The sequence below is a fragment of the Gardnerella sp. c12Ub_1 genome (genome assembly GCF_055804375.1).
In genome coordinates, this window is the sequence record NZ_JANUZC010000001.1 from 837,662 (window position 1) to 858,659 (window position 20,998).

The following is a 20,998-nucleotide window of genomic DNA, read 5'->3' on the forward strand; positions in this document are numbered from 1 at the left end:
CCTATTATAAAAACGAATATTACAAATTGGCAGAAGAATCAAGCAAAGGCGCAACTTGCGATTCGTAAGCGTTTAACGCCATGTCAATTACATTGTGCATGTCGTAGTAGCTGTACGTACCAAGCCTTCCGCCAAAAACAGTGCGCGCCTCTGCTGCAGCAAGCTGAGAATATTGCGCATACAAAGCCTTATCTTCCTCGGTGTTTACAGGGTAATAAGGCTCATCATCGCGAGTTGCAGCGCGCGAATACTCTTGCCAAACAACAGTTTCCCCTGATTTAACGCTTTTGCCTGGCACAAAATCAGCATTTCCGCTAGCATCCACGCCAGCATCGCCAGCATCCACGCCAACTTCCCCACGCTCTGGATTAAAGTTTTTAAACTCAATCGCGCGCGTAAACGGAACATCCGCATCTGAATAGTTCATAACAGGGCAGCCAAAGTGGTCATTCTCCTTATAACGCACCTCTTTAAAGTCAACAGTACGCCACTTTAACTCGCCAAGCGCGTAGTCAAAATACCTATCCACTGGCCCCGTATAAACCACTGGCACTCCAGCTTCCGCCAGCGCGCGCTTGTTAAACAGCTGAGACTCGTCGAAAAAGTCCACGCCAAGCGAAACATGAATTAGCGGATTATCAATCATGCGCTGCATCCAAGCCGTGTAGCCATCCGTTGGCAAGCCTTCCCAAGTGTCTTTAAAGTAGCGATTATTGTAGTTAAATCGCACAGGCAAGCGCTTAATAATTCCAGCAGGCAGCTTAGAAGGATCCGTTTGCCACTGTTTTGCCGTGTAATTCTTAATAAACGCCTCGTAAAGCGGGCGCCCAATTAGGCTAATACCTTTATCGTTTAGATTTTGCGGATCTTTACCAGCAAACTCCCCTGCTTGGCTTGCAATAAGCGCCTTTGCTTCTTCTGGAGTGTAGTGCGCGTGGAAAAATTGGTTAATTGTACCCAAGTTGATTGGCAACGAATACACTTCGCCATTGTGAGTTGCATAAACGCGATGCACGTAGTTAGTAAACGTTGTAAAGCGGTTCACATAGTCCCACACGCGCTTGTTGCTTGTGTGGAAAAGATGCGCGCCATACTTGTGAATTTCAATTCCCGTGCGCTCGTCAAAATACGAGTAAGCGTTGCCGCCAATGTGATTACGCACGTCAATAATCTCAACGCGAGCGCCAGCGCGTTCTGCCGCTTGCTGCGCTACGGTTAAGCCGAACAATCCTGCTCCAACAACTACTAAATCTGGGTATTCTTGCGACTTTGCATTAGAATTTGCATTAGACTTTGCATTATTATTTTCGCTCATTTTGCTTTCCTGTAATAAGTTGCTTTCCTGTAATACGTTTTGCTTGGCTTATTTATTCTGTTTAATTGGCTTGTTTATTTTGCGGAAAATCCACTTTTGGATTAAAACTGATTGCTTTAAGCATTTGCTTAATCATTCTAATCTTAAGATTGCGCTCAACACGGCCACGCCTCATTTGCCTAATCACATTTGCGCAGAACAGCAAATACTTTGCTTTGCCTTCGTGGTGAAGCCTGTAAGACGCCTGATTTCGCACTCCGTATGCAAATTTCCACGCGTTTTTTTGATCAATCATCGTAAAGTTTACGCCCTTGTTTGCTCCCATATCGTGTACAATCACGCTATCTAGCACTTGCACGCCTGGGCATACGCGAGTTATGCGCAAAGTATATTCCGCATCGTCAAACCAAATAAAGTACTCTTTAAATGGCAATCCATACTTTTCCATAACCCAACGAGGTATAAGAACGGAAACAAACGAGCAGCTTGTTACCATAACAAGATTATTAAAGCCCTTAGCAATAAGTCTACCCCAATCCCAAGTTGGAACAGGATTGTTCATTTCGCAGATTGACCCATCCACAAACTTAACCATTGAGCAGGCGTATGGAACATCTGGGCCAAGCTGATCAACCGCACTGTTAAAGCCATTAAGTAAATTCTCTAGAGCTTTAGGCTGTGGGTAGCCGTCATCGTCAAAAATCCAAACAAAATCGGCGCCCAACTCATAGCCCTTGCGCATGCCTGCAGAAAATCCACCCGCTCCGCCAACGTTTTCTGGCAGAGTAACAACATTAAGATTAATCCTATCTTTCATAGAAAAATCGCGAGCAAATTCTTCCAAATATTTTGCAGTGCCGTCTGTGGAAGCATTGTTAACAATAATCAACTGATCTGGAACACGCGTTTGGGACTGCAACGACTCTAATACCGTTTTTAATTTTTCTAACCTGTTAAAAGTCACTACAACAGCCGCAACATTGATGCTATCTTTTGTTTTGCTGGCGTCCAACATTACTTGCTCCATTCTTCGAATAACTTAGTGAATAACGTTTCGGCAGATTCGAGTTTTGCAAACAGACTCAAATTATTAACTTCTTCCTTCCACAATAGTGAACGATACGAATCGTCTTCTAGTATTTTGCACAATTCTTTTACAGATGCTTTAACAAAACTAGACGTCATTCTTGGCAATAGCGCGTAAGACGGAATAACCGTTTTTTGCGAGCCAACGTTTGTTGAAAGAACTGGGACTCCGCAAGACAACGCCTCAATGGTTGTAAGAGTAATCCCTTCGTTTACCGAACTTATTAAAAGCACGTCGGCATCATCGTAAGTTTTTTGCGCTGGGACACTCATAGACCTGCGCTCAATAACATTTTCAAGATGATATCTAGATATAAGCTCTGTTACAAAAGTATCTAAATCGCCATCTCCATGCAAAATAAAGTGGAATTTTCCTGGATACTTTTTGTTTAAAGCTTTTGCAACAAGAACAAATGCCTCAGGGCGCTTTTGCCTTGCGACTCTTCCCACAAACGCAACGTTTATAGTATTCTTATTTTTTCTAGACGATACGCAACTGCAGCTCTTGCTAGTAGTAAGACCAATAAGAGGAGCGTCTATAATCTTGGACGATTCAATTCCATGCACATTATGCAGCCAATTTTCTAGTTGCGGAGAAATAACATGATGCAAGTCAATCCAATTATCGTGAGTTAAAGCCTCATGAGGATAACCGCCTCGATTTATATATTCCACAATATGAAGAGAATCAACAATATGCGTATTTGGGAAGAATTTTTTAACCCACCAAATGTGGTCATAAATCCACTGGCAATGGTGGATTGCAATGCCCCTAATATCAAACTGTTCAAACAATGATCTTAAAAGTGGAACATCTCCCCAACATTCTTTAGCAGGAGGAGTAAGCGGCAAGATAAGAGCATCATCACAAAAATCTTTTGTAATCCACGGATGGTGACTATCTCGATCCGCAATAACAATCGGCAAGAAACCAGCTTTTTTGGCTATTCTTATAGTTTCTACAGCCCATCTTTCTGCGCCGCCAGCCTGAAGCCAGTGCACGCCAATAATAACAGCCTTTTTAGCGCCTTCAACTCTTTTAGCAGGCGGAACACACTCTAGAAAATTAGGAACACCATTAGTTTTGCTAGCATTATTTAGATTTTTATTATCTAGATTTTTAAAGCAATCTTTTCCACTCTTAGCAGCACTTCGCTGACTACTATTTGCAACTCCTTCAAACAGCTTTTGATTCCAAGGATTGTACGCTAAAACAGACTTTTTTGAATCATACTCACGCTTTCTTCGCAACGCCTCTCTAACAATGTCAAAGGCTGAAGGCGCGTAAAGCTCGCACTCTTTATAAATCCTCTGCTTTAAAGTATCGGATTTGCAATAATTCATAACATCGTCGTCTGTTGCATCATCTGGAGTTAGCAAAAGATACCTAATGTCATTGTCTTGTATAAGTTTTCCTTCATTCCAGATTTCTTTTGTATATTCGCTTTGCGTTGTAACAGTTGACTGAGCGCTAAAAGTAAAAATCGGCTTTAATCCAGCGCTTTTTGTACAAACGCCATTAAAAACTGAAAAATCAGCCAATCGCGGATACTGCCATTTTTGACCCATGTAAACTTGATATTGCAAAGTTCTAGACGGTGCAGTTAGTGAATGATAGTTTATAGCGCCCACAATAAGCCTGCGTTGGCGCTCGCTTAAAGAGTCTATAAACTGCTTTGCTTTTTCATCTACTTTAAAAAGATTCATTCCCAAATACCCTTAATTTTAGCTTGTTTTTTGTTATAAGTCTTTGTTAAATACGTGTAAGCTAACTACAAATAAGGCTAACATTTATAATGCTTTAAGCAAGTGAAAGTCATAGCATTGTCATTTAAGAGCGCATACTCACGGTTTCGACTATCTCTTACAGCAAACATGCACGAATTATTGTCGTTAGTAAACGCGATCATGTCGGTGTCGTCTGGATCCGTCGCGCTCCTTGTGCGCAAGGAGGCTACGAGCTTAAATTCGCCATTATTTAAGATTTTAAGCGGCACTTCAAATTCAGCACGCTGACGACCTTCACCTTCTAACTCAATGGTGTCTCCACCAGTGTCATACGCAATTCCACCACGCTTTATATCGTGCATTGCCACAGCTATAAAGTATTTTCCAGGTTCGTTGAACTCGTATTCTACAGCAAAACGGAATGTTTCATTACAGTTGAGCAGCTGCTTGCTAATTGGTACAATGCGCATAAACGGTACACGCTTGTTTAAGCCGATAGAATATCCGTCAGCACTATTGTTGTTCTTTTTGTTGGAAAGATTTTCCAGAGTATAACGATTTGCAACGTCGTCTTTATCTCCGCTAACAATAACTTCGCCATCTTTAATAAGAACTGCTTTATTGCAATATTTCTTTACAGCATTCATATCGTGAGTAACAAGAATAACTGTTTTGTTAGCATCTTTTTTGACTTTTGCAAAATACGCATCACATTTGCGCTGGAAAGCCTCATCTCCAACTGCAAGAACTTCGTCTAGAACAAGAATATCTCCCTGAGCTTGAATTGCTACAGAAAAAGCTAAACGCACCTGCATGCCCGAAGAATAGTTTTTAAGTTTTTGATCCATAAACTCTTCGAGTTCTGCAAAACGAACAATATCGTCATACATGTTTTCAATTTGCGCGCTTGTAAATCCTAGCAATGCGCCGTTTAAAAACACGTTTTCGCGACCAGTTAATTCTGGATTAAATCCCACTCCAAGCTCAATAAATGGCACTAATTTGCCATTTACGCTTATTCTGCCAGAATCTGAAACGTAGATTCCAGAAATAAGCTTAAGCAAAGTGGACTTTCCGCTTCCATTGCGGCCAACTATGCCAAAGAAGTCGCCTTTGCGCACTTTAAAATTAATATCGCGCAGAACATGCTGTTCTTTGTATCCTTTAATTCCGCGCGTCCAATTAATAAACGCCTGCTTTAGACCACTTGCCTGCTCGGTTGGCAGCTTAAAATATTTTCCAACATGATCAACAGAAAGCACAACTGGACGAGAATCGTCTTCTTTAGTATTTTCTAAATTGACTTCGCTCATTACATCACCTCAGCAAACTTGCGATTGCACTTGCGGAACGTGTATACGCCAAGTACGCACAAAAGTACAGTTAGCACTACTGGAACCATCATTAATAGCGGAGATCCAACAAGATTCCAAACAGTAGGCTGAGTTAAAGGAGCTACAAGATTGTGGCGCAAATCTTGAATACATTGTGCAATAGGGTTAAGTAACTGCACTTTTGCAATAACCGTTCCCCATCTTCCTAAAGAGTTATTACCAATCACCATGCTTAGAGGGTAAATAATTGGCATTGAGTAAAACAGCACTTGTTGAACAACATCCCACAAATGTGCAATATCTCTAAAATACACGTACATTGTAGAAAGAAGCAGGGTTATTCCTAGCGCAAGCACGTAAAGTTGAATACAATTAAGCGGCACTAGCAGCAACCACCATGTAAATTGAACACCCGAGCATATTGCAAAAATAATAACAACAACAAGATTTATTGCAAAGCTGATTAACGCTCCAACAGTTGCCGAAACCACCACAATGTAGTTAGGAAAATGGATTTTACGCAGCAAATCTCCACGGTCTACCACCGCACGCAAACCAATCGAAGTGGCCTCACCAAAGAACTGCCATGCGCTAATGCCAAGCAAAAGCACAACTGGATAGGTTGGCGTGCCATCCGACATTCGCAAAAACTTTGCAAAAACTGCATACATTACACAAAACAGCATGAGTGGGCGCAAAACCGACCACGCAACACCCAAGAAGGAGCCTTGATAGCGCAACTTAAAGTCTGTTTTTACCAATTCTTTAAGAACCACCCACGAATAGTGGTATCTTGCGCGCAACTTATCTACAATGTTTTTCACAAGATATATATTTTATCAGTTAGTTACTCCATTTTGGATTGTGAATCCGTTTTGTACACAGAACATACGCAATTGGCGACATGCTCCAACGTTAGCGCAATTCTGTTAGAAAGTGGTTTAATAACAAGATCTATTACAACTGCCACAACTGAAAGTGCTGCGTACGTACAAATTAAAGTAATCGCGTAAAGTAGCACTATGAGTGCGCTTGAGGAAGTTGTAGGAAGCATCCACGCCACAAACGTCCACAACGCTACAAAAATAAACATGTGCTCGTGAAGAAGGTACACTCCGAAAGTTGCTCTGGAAACGCGCAAAATTACGGTTCTTGCTAGTCCTTTAATTCGCAGCATATTCATTCGGTGTACAAGAATGAAAATACACATTGCAATAATCATTGGCAGTATTCCAATGCCGCCGTGAACCTGCTGATCCCACGTAAGAACTCGCACAAACTTATTCCCGGACGAAGCAACATAGTCGAAAGCGAGCATAAGGGCGGTAGATATTACTACGCAAGCACAAAGTCGCTTTGTAGTAAGTTTTTTTATTCCGCTACCGTACTGCGCAATAAAAGCTCCGGCTAAATATCCAAAAATTGCGTAAATAATGTCATTCCAAGTATAATTTTTGCCAAAATATAGCGGAATAAGTGAGATTGACGCAAGAAGTACCAGCAGCATAGCATGATCGCGCTGAGTCATATGACTTATAAGAATGTTTATAAAAGGCATGAACATAAGCATGATTAAGTACGCACTCATGAACCAGTAGCTTCGATAGGTAAATGGCGTCACATTCCACAACAGCGTGTAGGCAAGTTCTTTTCCGTGAAGTAAGTTGCTTAAATTTTCTGGAAGTAAGCCAAAGCAGTCCGCTATGAAGGTTACCGCCAGCACGATAATGCAGTATAAGAACATTTGCGCCCACGCTGCAAAAACGCGTCGGTAGCGGAAGGTTTTGCGACATAAAAAGTAGCCGGAAATAATAAAGAAGATTGAGACACCAACTTGACCATATTGTACGACTAAGAATTTAAGTGCTGAACGCAAGCCTGGAGCTGGCAAAAGTTCCATATTGAAACTGTGCGCGCGAATGTTCAAATGTATGATCATGTGGCAGGCCACAATCATAAGCATTGCAATAATTCGCAAAACTTCAACTTGCAGGTCTTTTTGCAAGCAATTTTGCGATCCTTTGCTCGATTGTAATGTCACTTGAGCTTGTGCAGAAGACACTACTTCTTGCACTGGTTGTTTTTGTTCTACTACCATATTTTCTTCTTCAAAATTTTCTTCTTCAAATTATTTAAATTGTAATTTACCAATAGTAACTAAATTGCAACTTATTCGTTTTTTACATAAGTGGCGAGAACCAGGATTCAATACTTCTGTATATACTAGGCCTAGTGCCTTGAAGGTCCGAGTATCGTCCGTTGGCAAGTAGGTTTAATGAACACAAGCCAACGCTGGAAATCACCAGAATAATCAATACTTTATGCATTAATTTAAAGTTGGTTTGCGAAGTAAACTCCTCGTCTGGTTCGTTGACACAACCAGAATGAGCGTCAACCATGTGTACGCAAGACGAGACTTTGTCTACAAGACTTGCAATCACCATAATTGCACACAACGCTAGCAGCCATCCAAAATCACTAAAGTACCTGCTGGAAATTCCTACTACTTCCGCGTCTAATACCATAAGCAGTATTGCTAACGTTAAGCCGAGCGTAAAGAATCCAGCGAGCTGCTTTTTACGTAATTGTTGCTTTACCGCAGGGTACAACACTACGGCTGCACATACAGGAGAGTAAGCGAGTAAGCCGCCAAAGAATGGCTCCATAATGATTTGCCCGTGGAACATTGATGGCAGCACGGATTGTTCCATAAACGGAAAGACTGGCGTAATAGTAATCGGCTGGAACAGGTACATCCATACTCCCCATGGGATTCGCGCCCAAGAGTAGGAGCGGTGAACCATGTCAAAACCAGTGAGATTGTAGGTTGCACCAAAATCTAGTGGCGAACCGAAACGCGCGTAGTTGTACCAGCAGGCGGATAAGCCTATAAGAATCATTGGTGCGATTACGCATATCGTATTGATTAAGCTGCTTCGTTTGAAAGCAAAAAATAGACGATACTTTACGATTTCTTCCTTAAAAATTACGAAAGCAAACAGCGATGACAGAATAAATTGCGGCCTACACCCTAGGTTCAGCGCAATACATACTGCTCCCAGAATGAGTAGCGACTTCCGTAAGTACGGGGTTTCAGAAAGAATATCTTGAGTAGTTCTCGCTTGTAGCCACAATCCCAGTCCTAAGCAGGTGAAACACAATGATGACAGCATAGGAAGCGAGTAGATTTGCGGCAGATACGCCTGGATTAGCACTCCGCTAGACATGAGCATAATGAGATGCGACAGCACGAGGAAACCGAAGGATCGCTTTGGGAAGAAGCGTCGAAGTAATTGCACCATAAGATACAGTGAAGCAATTGCGAAAGCGACGGCAAAGAAGGCGACGGCATAATCTGTGCGCAAATCATGGCCAGTAAGTACTTTGAACGGCACAAAAAGTAACAGTGCGGGAACTGCGCCGAAGTAAGTAAAGTAGTGGCTTCCGTGGAACGCATAGTCCCAGTAAGTTGGTTGACCAGTTTTTATTGACATAGCATAGCGCGCGCCTGCGTCGTAGGGGTTGCTCATATTTGGCAGCCAGTCAGGAACTGGCAGATCCAAGTACAGGTGACCTTTGAGCAGACTGTTGGCGAGGTGATTGTATTGGTTTGCGTCACATATAAAGCCGCCGTTATTACACACCCCCGCAGTAAACATGTGTTGAGTACCAGTAACTTTCGTTACTCCAATAAGTATTGCGCACTGCACTAGCACTAACGCAACAAGCCACAACTGCTGTTTGCGCACGCGCAAATCAAGCGCTTCTTTATAAATGCGCGAACGCGGAGCCAACACGTATATAACGTAAGCGATCAGCAACAAAATCACGACGCGAACAAGTGAAATATGTAACGGTCTACGCTGATTCAACGCAAGGTTAGCAATTGTAAAAGAATCACCTTTCTGAAGCTTCGTGCTCAAACGCAAGCCCGCAACTTTATCAACCGCATGCACGCGCACATATTTCGTATCGTTCACATTCGACGTAACTGGCTGAGACGCAACTTGAATATAGGAAGTACTGTTGCCACCATCCAACACATACACAGCAATATCGAGTGTGCGAGTGTGAGGCGAGCGCATATCGACATAAATATTGTTTATTTGAGAAGGTTGAGCGTAATGCAATTGTATGTATTGATTATTTTTGCTGGTAACTGTGTACATGTCGCCGTGACGAATCAAACCAGCACCAGGTGAAACGCTCTGAACAGGAGTTGGATTAAATCCTGCCGATTCGATTGCCGGAAAGTTGAACCATACAAGCTCCAGAAGAAGCACAATAATAAGCGGCATAATTAGCGATATACGTCGTAAAATGGAACGCGTAGCGCGAGCACAATTGCAACCGCACTGTAGCACACTACTTATTGCACTACCAGCCATCGTTACGTCTCTTTCTGCCGTCACATCATTTACAGCAGTCGCATTACCGTTACTATTGCTCGTATCGCTCATATGCACACCTGTTAATTCCTTCGTACTATTGCCATTCTTAGCGTTACCATTTTGTAGCATTACATAACTTATTCAAGTCTGTCACAATCGACAACATACGGATTTGAACGAATATCCTGCTCAATCACATCGTCAGTATGGCTGCTATGCAACGATTCACAATCAACATGACGGAAGTGTGTAATAATATCCGACGGCAGTTGATAAATATTGCCATAAGCACGTTCTAAGATTTTTTCTGCACATTGCGGCACATTTACAGAAAAGTTTTCAAATGTTGTTGTTTTTGTTGGAAAAACTTCATTATATTGCATCGCATATAGGTTTTCTGCTTCAACATTATCAAGACCGTACACCATGCTTGTGGCATCGGATTTATTTACAATAAGTCCTTGTTGTACAGCTTGTTGCTGGTAGCGCTGGAATATTTGCTCAATATCTTGCGTATGCTCATTGCCGTTTTCTATATAACCGTGTTTTTTCCAATCTTGGAAATATGGTTGAGATTGTAATGTTTGCTGCAAATTATTGCGGAGTTTCACGAAAGATTCTTGCTGCTCAACAGTGTATTTTGGCGCGTAATCATAGAAGAAAATATCCAAAAAACAAGGATTACTATTATTCGCGTAACGGAACCTCAGCTGACGGCAACAGGCGTACGGATCATACACGAGCACCGCACGGTATCGCGCGCACAACGCGTCATCCTCACGCAAGATTATTAGCAGCTTATCAATATCCTCTCGTGTCATACCTAAGTCAACATCGTCGTCCCAAGGTATAAACCCACGATGACGCACACAACCGAGTAGAGTACCAAAATCAGCCCAATATTGAAGATGATGTTGGTTTGCAATCTGCGTAAACTCATTAAATAACGCTGCGCAACCACGCTGTATTAGTCGCATGGAGCCAGTAGCTTTGGGCAGATTGAGAAAGAATCGTTTACGTGCACTTAATGCATCTTCATTTTCTTGTTGATAATTCGCCCAAAACATCGTTGACGCATGCTCACGATTAGTGCGTATTTCATTGACTAATGATTGCAGCATCTTGTGTTGGTTATCTTCTAACGTTGAGTACTGTTGATTTGCGCACTGCTGTAATTGGTTCAACTGATTTTGCATGGTAACAATCTGCATGTGAAGATCAGCAACAGAACGTCTTGATGCCGGAAGTCTGCTTATTAGCCAACGCAGTCGTGAAATCATATCTTCTGCTCCTCGTTATCACAACGTAAGTCACGATATAACAATATGGTATACTCTCTCTTGATGTTACCGCAAACTTTCCGAATATATTACTAAAAGCAAGTTACGCGAATCTCTACTATGCAAATAAATTTTTCTTATATAAAATGCATATTTTTAATACATAAGTAATACATATGTCGTTCAACTTTTAGAAGAAATAACTATTGTACAAACGATGATTACTACACAACAAGCCCACGCAATAAGCGGAGGAATCGTTTGAGAAAGCAACGCTGCCGCAATCATGCTCCACACAGCATAAGTAATATTTCCAGCCATAGCTCGGGTTGCTCCAACTTCTGCAATACCGCGATAGTAGCATAAGTATGATGCTGTGCCTAATAGTGAGATAAAAAGCGCTAGCGCAAGCAAATACATTGAATCTATACACACGCGAAAAACTGGTAGCAAAGTGCATAAAGGCATGATTACTATAGTGTACGACAACGCGGAAACAGTTTCGCGCACGTGCAGCATCACTTCGTCGTCAACGCTTTGCTTTCTTGTAGCCCAAGCACAAACAACAGCTTCACTCCCCCAACCGATAACGCTAAAAATAGCCGCAATCAAACCTAAGACTATGCTGCCCGGAGAGAAGATAGTTGCGATTGAAGATTCCGCGTAAGAACAGTACCCGAGCACTCCTACCGCAATAAGTGTTACAGTAAAAGCACAGTATTTCAACGCACTTAAACGTTCATGCAACACAATAGAAGAAAGTACTATGCCAAAAGCTGGATACAGTGCGGAAATCGCAGCAGTGTAACCAGCGCCAATATTACTTGCCGCAATAGCATAACCAGTCATACCGATTGGGCCTCCAAGAAGCGAACTCAAAACAATAGGCACAATCAATTTCACGCGCTTACAAAGAGCAACAGTTTCGCGCAACTTTGAACGACAAACCATATAAATCCACAATATTACAGCACACACAACGTCGTGAACGCAAGCACCAACAACACCCACATACCATACTGCAGAAGGCGTTAAGCCGTGTACAGATAACGCAACCAATACCGCAAGTAGAGCAGTGTCGACTCCCCAAAACAGTCCGCTTATTAAGGAATATTTCATAAATCACACCTTTTCTACAGAGCCTGAGGATTCGGCAGAACTAGCAAATCTGGCACCGTATTCACTCGAAGCGCGATTAATGTAACGTTTCGCATAACTGTAATACAAATAACGACAGTCGCCTACAGGCTCCCCCTCAGCCTCTTTTACCAGCGACCACAAATACCAACACCACCCCGCAAAACCAACGTATGCTATGCAATGACGACGCTCATCACAAGTAGGATTGCGCCCAAAATACTCCACTAAAACCGCGTCAAACTCATGCTCATTAAGTTCGTCAGACACGCACAACGTACCTAAATCCTGTGCATAATCTGACATCCCAGCATACTCCCAATCAATCAGATGGTAGCATCCAGCAACATCCACAAGCACATTCGCACCCAACACATCGTTGTGTGCCAAGCAAATTTTTTGACAAGCATCTTTACTCACACACTCATACAACCAATCGACCTTATTAAGCAAGGCGTCAGCACCCTCAGGCAATGTAACACTACGAGCGCACAAATCGCGCAAATAACGCTGAGACTCCTTATAAAAATCGAAGCGTCTACTCACCGTAGCACCACTGTTGTGAAGCTTACGAATCAGGCGCATACCTTCGCGCAAATCGCAAGAATCGTGAAAATCAGCAATACGACAGTCTTTCAAAAAATGCGAAATTTTCCAACCACACTTCGGATCAGCCATAACCAACGTACCATCCAAACCGAGACGCTGCGCCGCATGCAAAGCCTCATACTCAGCCTTGCGATTCACCAACACATCCGTGCCAACCCCTGGATGACGGTACACATACTCGCTAGAGCCAACCGTAAAATGACAAGAAAGATTCGTCAAACCATTTTTCAACGGGTACACGTCGCGAATATCCGTCTTCTTACAACCAAGCACCTTAACGATGCGGTCAAAAACTTCACTGTCAACATTTTCCAAAAACAGCGGATCAAACTCGCGAAGCTCATCTAACGAATCGAACTCGTGAATAATCGGAGGATCGTAGCGGCGCATGCGCATATCAAGCTCATCTAAATGCTCAATCAAAATATCTTCCCACAGCTTGCCAGCAGTCTGCGGCAAATCATATTCCGCACGCAAAATTCGCACAAACTTAGCCGAAAATTCACTGTCAAAATACACGTGACCAATCATGTACCACGCATCGCTGCCACCAATAGTTACCGAAGTAACGCGATCGTGCGCACCCACACTCATACACCACTCTTTAGTGCAGCCCTGCTGATATTGCGCAGAATAGTAAGCCTTCCACACGTATGGTTCAAAAGGATTTTCGTCAAAATAATTGTCGGAAGAACAAATATACGTGTTACTTAAAAGATGAGCAACAGCCATGATTGAACTGTTGTTGTTGCGATAACGATATTCCTTATTGGGCACGATTTTTACGGAAAAATGCCCCTTGGTGAACTTGTCTTCCAAATAGAAGAATCGTTCCTGCTTGTAGCCAACTACTACGCTAATATCGTTAATTCCCGCCTCTTGTAATTGACGAATTTGTCGTTCAATAAGTACTTCGCCGCGCACAGTGAGTAAACCTTTTGGCAATTCGTAAGAAATCGGAGAAAAACGTGATGAAAGCCCTGCTGCCATAATAACAGCATTGTGTACACGATACGGTTCAAGTACTGTAAGACCTTTTGCTGTAACTTCACCATTAACAACAAACCCATGCTGAATAGCATCGCGTAACGCACTATTGACTGTGCCTAATGAAAGCTTCGTATGCTCAGCTATAGTACGTTGATTACTTCCTGGCAAACGTTGCAATGCTGATATTACAGCAAATTCGTTATGAGTTAATGCTGAATATGCTTCCATAACAGTGTCTCCATGCACTAGTCGATGTGCATACTGATGGCTCTATACATTTTGTTGCATTAGTATAGCATACACAAAGGTGTTCAAAAATAATTATTATTAGTTTATTTTGAACATTTGACACTATTTGCAGCATGCAACTTTTGTAAACAAGCGCACAATCCACAATAATGAGTAAAATAACATTGATGTGCCAGTAACTAAAAAGGTTGTTTAAAAACCCAAAGCACACGCCATTTACCGTTATGAAGGGATATATTATGACTTCTGTCGCAGTGTTGCTGCCGTGCTATAACGAGGCAATCACCATTGAAAAAGTTGTTAAAGACTTTAAGGCGGCACTTCCAGAAGCAACAATATACGTATACGACAATAATTCAACAGACGAAACCGCTAGCATTGCCAAAAAAGCAGGAGCGGTAGTTCGTAAAGAGCCAAGACAAGGTAAAGGCAATGTTATACGCGCAATGTTCCAAGACATAGATGCAGACGTATACGTAATGGCAGATGGCGACGACACATACCCAGCAGAAGCTGCTCCAAAAATGGTTGCAAAAATCGTTGAGGGCTACGATATGGTTATTGGAGACCGCTTAAGCTCAACATATTTTCAAGAAAACAAGCGACCATTCCACAACTTTGGAAATCGCCTAGTGCGCGGTGCAATCAACACACTTTTTAGCGCAAAAGTCACAGATATAATGACGGGATATCGCGCTTTTTCGTTTACATTTGTAAAAACATACCCAGTGCTTTCGCGAGGATTTGAAGTTGAAACAGAAATGACAATTCATTCTCTTAACAACAATCTAAAGCTGTACGAAATGCCAATCCAATATAGGGATCGCCCGCAAGGCTCGGTTAGCAAATTAGATACTGTTGGAGACGGAATCCGCGTACTTTCCACAATCTTCCACATGATTCGCGAATACAAACCAATGCCATTTTTTGGCACTCTAGGCGTGCTAATCACATTATGCGGATTAGGGGCATGCATGCTGCCATTTATAGAGTTTTGGCGCACACATTTAGTAACACGCTTCCCTACGCTAATTGGCGCGGTAATGCTGATTATAGCTGGATTGCTTCTGTTTATTGCAGGAATAATACTAGACATTCTTGCTAAGAATGATCGCAAGCAATTTATTGAACAAGTTAACCTATTTGATTATCTAAAAAGAAATAAAAAGTAAATAGAAAGTAAATAGAAAATAAATAGAAAGTAAATAGAAAGTAAATAGAAAATAAATAGAAAATAAATAGAAAATAAATAGAAAATAAATAGAAAGTAATAAGAGTGCAAAGCTTTATAAATGGCAATCCTAAGCTAAAAAATTATTTTCCATATATAGTGTGTTTTATTGTAAGCGGGCTAATAACGCTAGCATTCTTTAGCAATGTATTCCAAGCTTACGGCCCAGGGTTTAAAACACAAAACATAAGCTTAAGCACGGTAAAAATAGCAAAAACGGAAAGCGAAAACCAATCGCTTGAACGCGCAAAATACAATAAAGACGGCATACACATACCTAAAAATGGCGCAGACATAGAATTTACAAACCTAAATGCGCATAGCAAAATATTGGAATTTTCACTAAAACGCACAAAACCTGTAAGCTATGTAACTGGAACCGTAGAGCTAGAAGACTTTGGCGTAGCGCCTGGATATGCCTTGGCAAGCCGATTCAAAATAACAACTGGCAAATTTAACACCACTCAAGTTCGCTTAGAAAGTCACGGAAAACTAAATAAAATAAAGCTACACTTTAACACAACCCAAAGTGGAATCGTAGTTCAAAAAATAACAATCAACCCAAAGTACAATCTGCATGTAAATTACGCAAAATGGGCAATATTGTTTATATTTGGATCTGCAATAATAACAATACGTAAGAAAAAATGGCATAAAATAGCCTACAATCAAAGCAATAGAGTTCAAAACATAATCTTTTGGATTGTATGCGCAATAGTAACTGGATTCTCCCTGTATATTTGGCTCCGATTAAACACTTATAATCGAATACGTGTTCCATTCGCCTACAATACATACGATTTTATAGACGGAAACCCATATACAGAACAATTAAAGGCTTGGAAACAAGGATCGCTATCTTTGCTACAAGACCCGCCAAAGGGCTTGTTGCATTCAACAAACCCATTTAGCATTGGCAAAAGAATGCAATTAGTGCGCGAGGGAACTCCTGCAATATGGGATGTTGTGCTGCATAATGGAAAATATTATTGCTACTTTGGAATAGTACCGTTTATTTTAACCTATTTGCCATTTAACGCCTTGTTCCCAGCTTGGATGCCGAGCGCAATAATGGTAACAACCGCGTTTGCGGCAATTACAATACCAGTACTGTTTGCACTTTGGAAAGAATTAATAATATTCTTTAGCATAAAAGTAAATTATTGTTCAATGCTTCTTATAGCTGCAGCATTGCCATTCGCATGTCTTATTTTCTATCTGCAAGCATCTGCATCAATCTACTACATGCCTATGGTAAGCGCAATGCTATTTGGGGCACTATTTGTGTATTCGTCACTAAAAGCTGTAAGACTTAAAAACAGCTTTACACAATACGCCCTATTTGTTTTATCTGGATTAAGTTTAGCTTTGCAATGCGGATCTAGACCAAATTCTTGCATTTCCACAGTTGCATTTATAGCACCACTTTTTATTGCGCTACTACTTAACAACTCTAGGAGCATAATCAATAGAGCTTGCGCCGCAATAAGCTTCTTGGTGCCTGCAATAGCTGGATTTGCTGGAATCTTAGTATATAACTACTTGCGTTTTGGTTCATTCTTTAACTTTGGCAACGAAGAACAATTAACAAACTTTGACTTGCGATTTAATCGTATAACCTTTGACCCTCTAAGAATCAAAGACATGTTAATAAACTTCTTTATAAAGCCACCAAGCGTAGATACGGACTTCCCGTATATTACAATAACCAGCTCAAACATTTCGGATTATGGAAATAGTTTCTTTAATCACATGACATTTGGTCTGCTATCAATACCACTTATTTGGGGCATTTTCTTAATAAGACGCAAGTACATGCAAAAAATCGAATACATAATGTGCTTAAGCGGAATAACATTCTCTATTATGTTAATCTACGTAAACTACTGCTTAGGCGGTAGTCTTTACCGTTATTATTGCGATTCAATAATAATTCTTATGATTATTGCTTCGATTGGGTTTGCTAGAAGAAATTGCTCGGATAATCAAAATGCGCAGTTGCAATTAAATAAAGAAAATGCATGCAACAATGAGTTGAATGGTCAAAAGTCTATTCAAACTCTAATCGTTGCATGCACTACAGTAACAATCGTATTTGGATTCTTGCTTGTATTTGCAAATCACACAGAATCAGCAAACGAAATACAATACACGAATCCAGATGCTTTTGTTGAATGGAACCAAAGGCTATCAGTGGGCTTCTAGAACACCCTTCTGGCACTTTTGATGCCATAAGCCATTGCCATCATTATGTTCGTCTTCTACAGGCGCGCCAAGCTTTTCGAAGCCGCCACGCTTGTAGTAATCCTTGCGAAGATTGAACATTACCACTAGCTTAGTGTTTCGACCTTGAGTCCAAACATCGCCATTCTTGCAGCGCTGACGCCACCAGCCGTCTCCCATATTCTCCTCGGAAGCAACAGGAGCACCAAGCCATCCAGCGCCGCCGTGATTATAATATGAACTTCTAAGCTCATACTGAATCACAAGCTTTTTGTCTGTTCCTTGAGTCCAAACATCGCCATTCTTGCAGCGCTGACGCCACCAGCCGCCACCCATATTTTCTTCTTCGGCAACAGGCACGCCAATGCCATTAGCATCGCCATTCTTGTAGTAGGCATCACGCAAGTTGAACATCATAGCGAGTTTAGTGCCACTTCCGTAAGTCCAAACATCGCCATTCTTGCAGCGCTGACGCCACCAGCCGCCGCCAATGTTCTCCTCATCGGCAACAGGAGCGCCAAGCCAGCCAGCACCGCCGTGCGAGTAGTAAGAGCCTCTAAGTTCAAACTGAATCACAAGCTTAGTGTCTGTTCCATGCGTCCAAACATCGCCGTTCTGGCAACGCTGACGCCACCAGCCGCCACCCATATTCTCTTCTTCGGCAACAGGAGCACCAAGACGAGCAACATCGCCATGCTTGTAATAGGAGCCTCTAAGTTCAAACTGAATCACAAGCTTAGTGTCTGTTCCATGCGTCCAAACATCACCATTCTGACAACGCTGACGCCACCAGCCGCCACCAATGTTCTCCTCATCGGCAACAGGAGCACCAAGACGCGCAAAACCACCATGCATATAATAAGATTCGCGCAACTGATATTGAAGAACATGGTTTTGAGTGCCATCAGTCCAAAAATCGCGATTTGGAACTCTTCTAACTTTCCACACTCTGCCTACATTTTCATATTCTCCATAGGCATTAGGATCCATATTTCCAAACGCGCTAACGTCAACATTTCCATCAATACCAGATATGCGAGCCTTAGACGTGTACTGCCATCCGCGCAACGCCGTTCTAATGTTAAATAGCGGAGTTGCGCCGTAGCTAGCAACCCAACTTGCTCGATCGTGAATGTATTGCGAATTAAGCGGGCCTCTCAAATAGTTTGCATATGAGTAAATGCCAAGATTTGTGTATCCTGCGCTATACAGCTGATTCCACCAAGACGAAACAATGTTTTGGTAAACGTATGGGCTAGTTGGAGCAGTGTGGCCAGCCCAAACCCATTTTTCAAGATCGTAGTAAACAGGATAAGAAAGGTCGCCTGGACTAACGCCTGCGCGCCTAAGAAGACTTGCAACGTCTGCGCCCTCGTTAGCACCATCTTCTGGTTTTTCGGCGTAAGAATACATGTAGATTCCAAACGGAATACCTAAACGCTTGCATTCTCTAATATTTCGCAAAGCGTATTTATCGTAGCCGTTTTCCCAGCCGTAACTAATACGTATAATCGCGCCTTCTACGCCAGCTGCCTTAGCTGCAGCCCAGTTAATTTCTTTTTGATGTTCGGAAACATCAATCACACCACTGGCGTTGTACGCAAACAGGCTTCCATTGCCATCATAGAATGCCTGAGTTCCGTTGCAGTCTCCCCACCTAGTGCCAAAGCCGTTTGTTGGCAAAGAAATCTTACGCACCGATCCATAAGTTGTATACGTGGATGTTCTAGATTCTAAAGCTTGTGACTCCTGGCTCTTTTCGTTTGAGTCAGTTTCTTGGGGATTTTTTTGATTAGAGCTTATAAGAACAACCTTGTTTTTTCTAAGAGAACGCTTATTTTCAACACGCTTTTTGCTAGAAATCGGAGTGTTATTGGTGGTAGAAAAATCAGCATTAGTACTATCTGAATTAGTTACATCTGAATTAGCACTACTCGAATTTTCGCGCTTTATCTCTTTTCGCAAATCGCCAACAGTTATAGGCGTAAAACGTTCACCGTTACTTTTAGCGAGTGGATCTGGCTGCTTATCTTTAGTTCCAACAAGCTTAGAGTCGGTAACAGTTTGGCCAGTTTTAAGTGACTTTAATTCTCCATTATCTGCAATCGCATACTTTGAAGAAACAACTTCATCTTTGTTTGTAAAGGAAGATGCCACTTTTTTAGGCAACTTAGAATCATTGCGTGAATCGCCATTAGAAAACGCATTTAATTGATCTTCTTCAACAGTGTTAGTGCCATTATCTGACAATTCCGCACTATTTTCACCATCTGCGCTATCTGCAATATTTGCGACTTTGGAAGCAACATTCTTAAAATCCAAACGATTTTCTACTTTAAACGCAGGAGCAGAATTTACAACAAGAGCTGTTGCTATAGAAACTAAACTTGCAATTACACGTACAATAAACTGTCCCAAAATCCCTCCAGACACATGTTTTACGTGTTTAACTGTTACAACAATACCAACATGCGCAAACAGCTTAAAACATGTGTGCATGAAAACAAAATGGAATCAAAAAGAACAAAAGTAAGAATAAAAGTGGAGCGGATGACGGGAATCGGACCCGCGTCATCAGTTTGGAAGACTGATACTCTACCATTGAGCTACATCCGCAATATGCGAATTTTGCAAGCTATTAATTGCCTTGCAAAACAGCAACTCGATTAATTATACAGACTGTTTAGACCTAAAGCAACTTTCGACACTCGCGCTAAATTGTAAAATTCGCTAAAATTTGCACATTAAATGCACATTGAATACACATTCATGCGTAAAATTCGCTGCATGCTCGCATGATTAAGGTTTTATGATTAAGACTCGCGTAACTCCAAAACAACAAACGCAAGTGCAATAGCAGAAGAATTTTGCACTAAGCCATCGTGACTTAAAGACAGATGCCAATTAGGGCGATTTACGCCATCTACCCCGTCTACACCATTAACGCTTACATTAGCGCTAACGGATTCCTGCGGATTAGTCGCCTCTGGCGCGTGCAACGACTCTAAAAGCTTTTGATTAACGTCTTCACTAAGTCGAACACTCGGGCATCCATGCGAATCGTCTAAAATCTCAATGCTTGCCCAAGGCGTGTTGTCTAAAGTATACGGATATTGCAAACCAAGAGTGCTCATCGCTTCGCACCACGCTTTTATAACCGCCTCTTTACCAGCCCAGCGAGCCGCAACATGAATCGCCTCAGCGTCGTTTTTTAAGTGTGCTCGCATGGCGCACTGCCTAAGCTCACGCGTAGAAAATAGCGAGCGCCACCCATTGCCATCTTGCATTTGTTGCGCAAAATCCGCAACATTAACAACATCGCAACCAATGCCTGCAATCATTGAACTCACTTCCTAACTACGCTAAAGTATCGCACGAACTAGTAAAGATTGTAGTGCGTTTGTACCTGATTTACGGCGTGTCAT

General features: G+C 41.9%; 14 protein-coding genes and 1 tRNA gene. 2 read left to right on the top strand and 13 right to left on the bottom strand.

What is annotated here, in order from left to right:
* Positions 1–19: 19 nt before the first annotated feature.
* The 10 genes from NYP65_RS03315 to NYP65_RS03360 all read right to left on the bottom strand — a co-directional run bounded on the left by NYP65_RS03315 (position 20) and on the right by NYP65_RS03360 (position 14,098).
* A complete protein-coding gene (locus NYP65_RS03315; RefSeq protein ID WP_473410605.1) occupies positions 20–1,315 on the bottom strand; it encodes a UDP-galactopyranose/dTDP-fucopyranose mutase family protein in 1,296 nt (431 codons plus the stop codon).
* A gap of 61 nt (positions 1,316–1,376) precedes the next feature.
* Positions 1,377–2,342, bottom strand: a complete 966-nt coding sequence (locus NYP65_RS03320; RefSeq protein WP_101889731.1) for a glycosyltransferase family 2 protein — start codon at positions 2,340–2,342, stop codon at positions 1,377–1,379.
* On the bottom strand, positions 2,330–4,108 hold the full coding sequence (locus NYP65_RS03325; protein ID WP_473410607.1) for a glycosyltransferase: 1,779 nt from the start codon (positions 4,106–4,108) through the stop codon (positions 2,330–2,332). Before NYP65_RS03325 ends, NYP65_RS03320 begins: the two co-directional genes overlap by 13 nt.
* 77 nt (positions 4,109–4,185) lie before the next feature.
* Positions 4,186–5,442 (bottom strand): ABC transporter ATP-binding protein, encoded by a 1,257-nt coding sequence (locus NYP65_RS03330; RefSeq protein WP_115761725.1) that lies wholly within the window; start codon positions 5,440–5,442, stop codon positions 4,186–4,188.
* Entirely contained in the window at positions 5,442–6,287 is an 846-nt protein-coding gene (locus NYP65_RS03335; RefSeq protein WP_101889734.1) for an ABC transporter permease, read from the bottom strand. Before NYP65_RS03335 ends, NYP65_RS03330 begins: the two co-directional genes overlap by 1 nt.
* Before the next feature lie 23 nt (positions 6,288–6,310).
* Positions 6,311–7,561, bottom strand: a complete 1,251-nt coding sequence (locus NYP65_RS03340; protein ID WP_101889735.1) for an acyltransferase family protein — start codon at positions 7,559–7,561, stop codon at positions 6,311–6,313.
* Positions 7,562–7,643: 82 nt separating this feature from the next.
* Positions 7,644–9,923: a hypothetical protein gene (locus NYP65_RS03345; protein WP_115761724.1), complete on the bottom strand. Its 2,280-nt coding sequence runs from the start codon at positions 9,921–9,923 to the stop codon at positions 7,644–7,646.
* Between the two features lie 68 nt (positions 9,924–9,991).
* Positions 9,992–11,134, bottom strand: coding sequence for a LicD family protein (locus tag NYP65_RS03350; protein WP_101889736.1), 1,143 nt, complete (start codon positions 11,132–11,134; stop codon positions 9,992–9,994).
* Positions 11,135–11,317: 183 nt separating this feature from the next.
* Positions 11,318–12,253, bottom strand: a complete 936-nt coding sequence (locus NYP65_RS03355; RefSeq protein WP_473410608.1) for an EamA family transporter — start codon at positions 12,251–12,253, stop codon at positions 11,318–11,320.
* A gap of 3 nt (positions 12,254–12,256) precedes the next feature.
* Entirely contained in the window at positions 12,257–14,098 is a 1,842-nt protein-coding gene (locus NYP65_RS03360; protein WP_115761723.1) for a phosphotransferase, read from the bottom strand.
* Positions 14,099–14,358: 260 nt separating this feature from the next.
* Here NYP65_RS03360 and NYP65_RS03365 point away from each other — a divergent pair, with 260 nt between their 5' ends.
* Both NYP65_RS03365 and NYP65_RS03370 read left to right on the top strand, forming a co-directional pair.
* A complete protein-coding gene (locus NYP65_RS03365) occupies positions 14,359–15,291 on the top strand; it encodes a glycosyltransferase family 2 protein (RefSeq protein WP_115761722.1) in 933 nt (310 codons plus the stop codon).
* A gap of 104 nt (positions 15,292–15,395) precedes the next feature.
* Complete coding sequence (locus tag NYP65_RS03370; protein ID WP_415702506.1) at positions 15,396–17,555, top strand: hypothetical protein; 2,160 nt, start codon at positions 15,396–15,398, stop codon at positions 17,553–17,555.
* Here the strand turns inward: NYP65_RS03370 and NYP65_RS03375 are convergent.
* From NYP65_RS03375 to NYP65_RS03385, 3 genes are all read right to left on the bottom strand, one after another.
* Positions 17,541–19,991, bottom strand: a complete 2,451-nt coding sequence (locus tag NYP65_RS03375) for a GH25 family lysozyme (RefSeq protein ID WP_473410782.1) — start codon at positions 19,989–19,991, stop codon at positions 17,541–17,543. The genes NYP65_RS03370 and NYP65_RS03375 overlap by 15 nt on opposite strands.
* 124 nt (positions 19,992–20,115) lie before the next feature.
* Positions 20,116–20,189, bottom strand: a tRNA-Gly gene (locus tag NYP65_RS03380).
* 197 nt (positions 20,190–20,386) lie between these two features.
* Complete coding sequence (locus tag NYP65_RS03385) at positions 20,387–20,914, bottom strand: holo-ACP synthase (protein WP_473410609.1); 528 nt, start codon at positions 20,912–20,914, stop codon at positions 20,387–20,389.
* Positions 20,915–20,998 lie beyond the last annotated feature (84 nt).

Bases quoted from the DNA above. Each gene is read 5' to 3' on its own strand.
- NYP65_RS03315 (WP_473410605.1), bottom strand. From the start codon at position 1,315: ATGAGCGAAAATAATAATGCAAAGTCTAATGCAAATTCTAATGCAAAG.
- NYP65_RS03320 (WP_101889731.1), bottom strand. From the start codon at position 2,342: ATGGAGCAAGTAATGTTGGACGCCAGCAAAACAAAAGATAGCATCAAT.
- NYP65_RS03325 (WP_473410607.1), bottom strand. From the start codon at position 4,108: ATGAATCTTTTTAAAGTAGATGAAAAAGCAAAGCAGTTTATAGACTCT.
- NYP65_RS03330 (WP_115761725.1), bottom strand. From the start codon at position 5,442: ATGAGCGAAGTCAATTTAGAAAATACTAAAGAAGACGATTCTCGTCCA.
- NYP65_RS03340 (WP_101889735.1), bottom strand. From the start codon at position 7,561: ATGGTAGTAGAACAAAAACAACCAGTGCAAGAAGTAGTGTCTTCTGCA.
- NYP65_RS03345 (WP_115761724.1), bottom strand. From the start codon at position 9,923: ATGAGCGATACGAGCAATAGTAACGGTAATGCGACTGCTGTAAATGAT.
- NYP65_RS03350 (WP_101889736.1), bottom strand. From the start codon at position 11,134: ATGATTTCACGACTGCGTTGGCTAATAAGCAGACTTCCGGCATCAAGA.
- NYP65_RS03355 (WP_473410608.1), bottom strand. From the start codon at position 12,253: ATGAAATATTCCTTAATAAGCGGACTGTTTTGGGGAGTCGACACTGCT.
- NYP65_RS03360 (WP_115761723.1), bottom strand. From the start codon at position 14,098: ATGGAAGCATATTCAGCATTAACTCATAACGAATTTGCTGTAATATCA.
- NYP65_RS03365 (WP_115761722.1), top strand. From the start codon at position 14,359: ATGACTTCTGTCGCAGTGTTGCTGCCGTGCTATAACGAGGCAATCACC.
- NYP65_RS03385 (WP_473410609.1), bottom strand. From the start codon at position 20,914: ATGATTGCAGGCATTGGTTGCGATGTTGTTAATGTTGCGGATTTTGCG.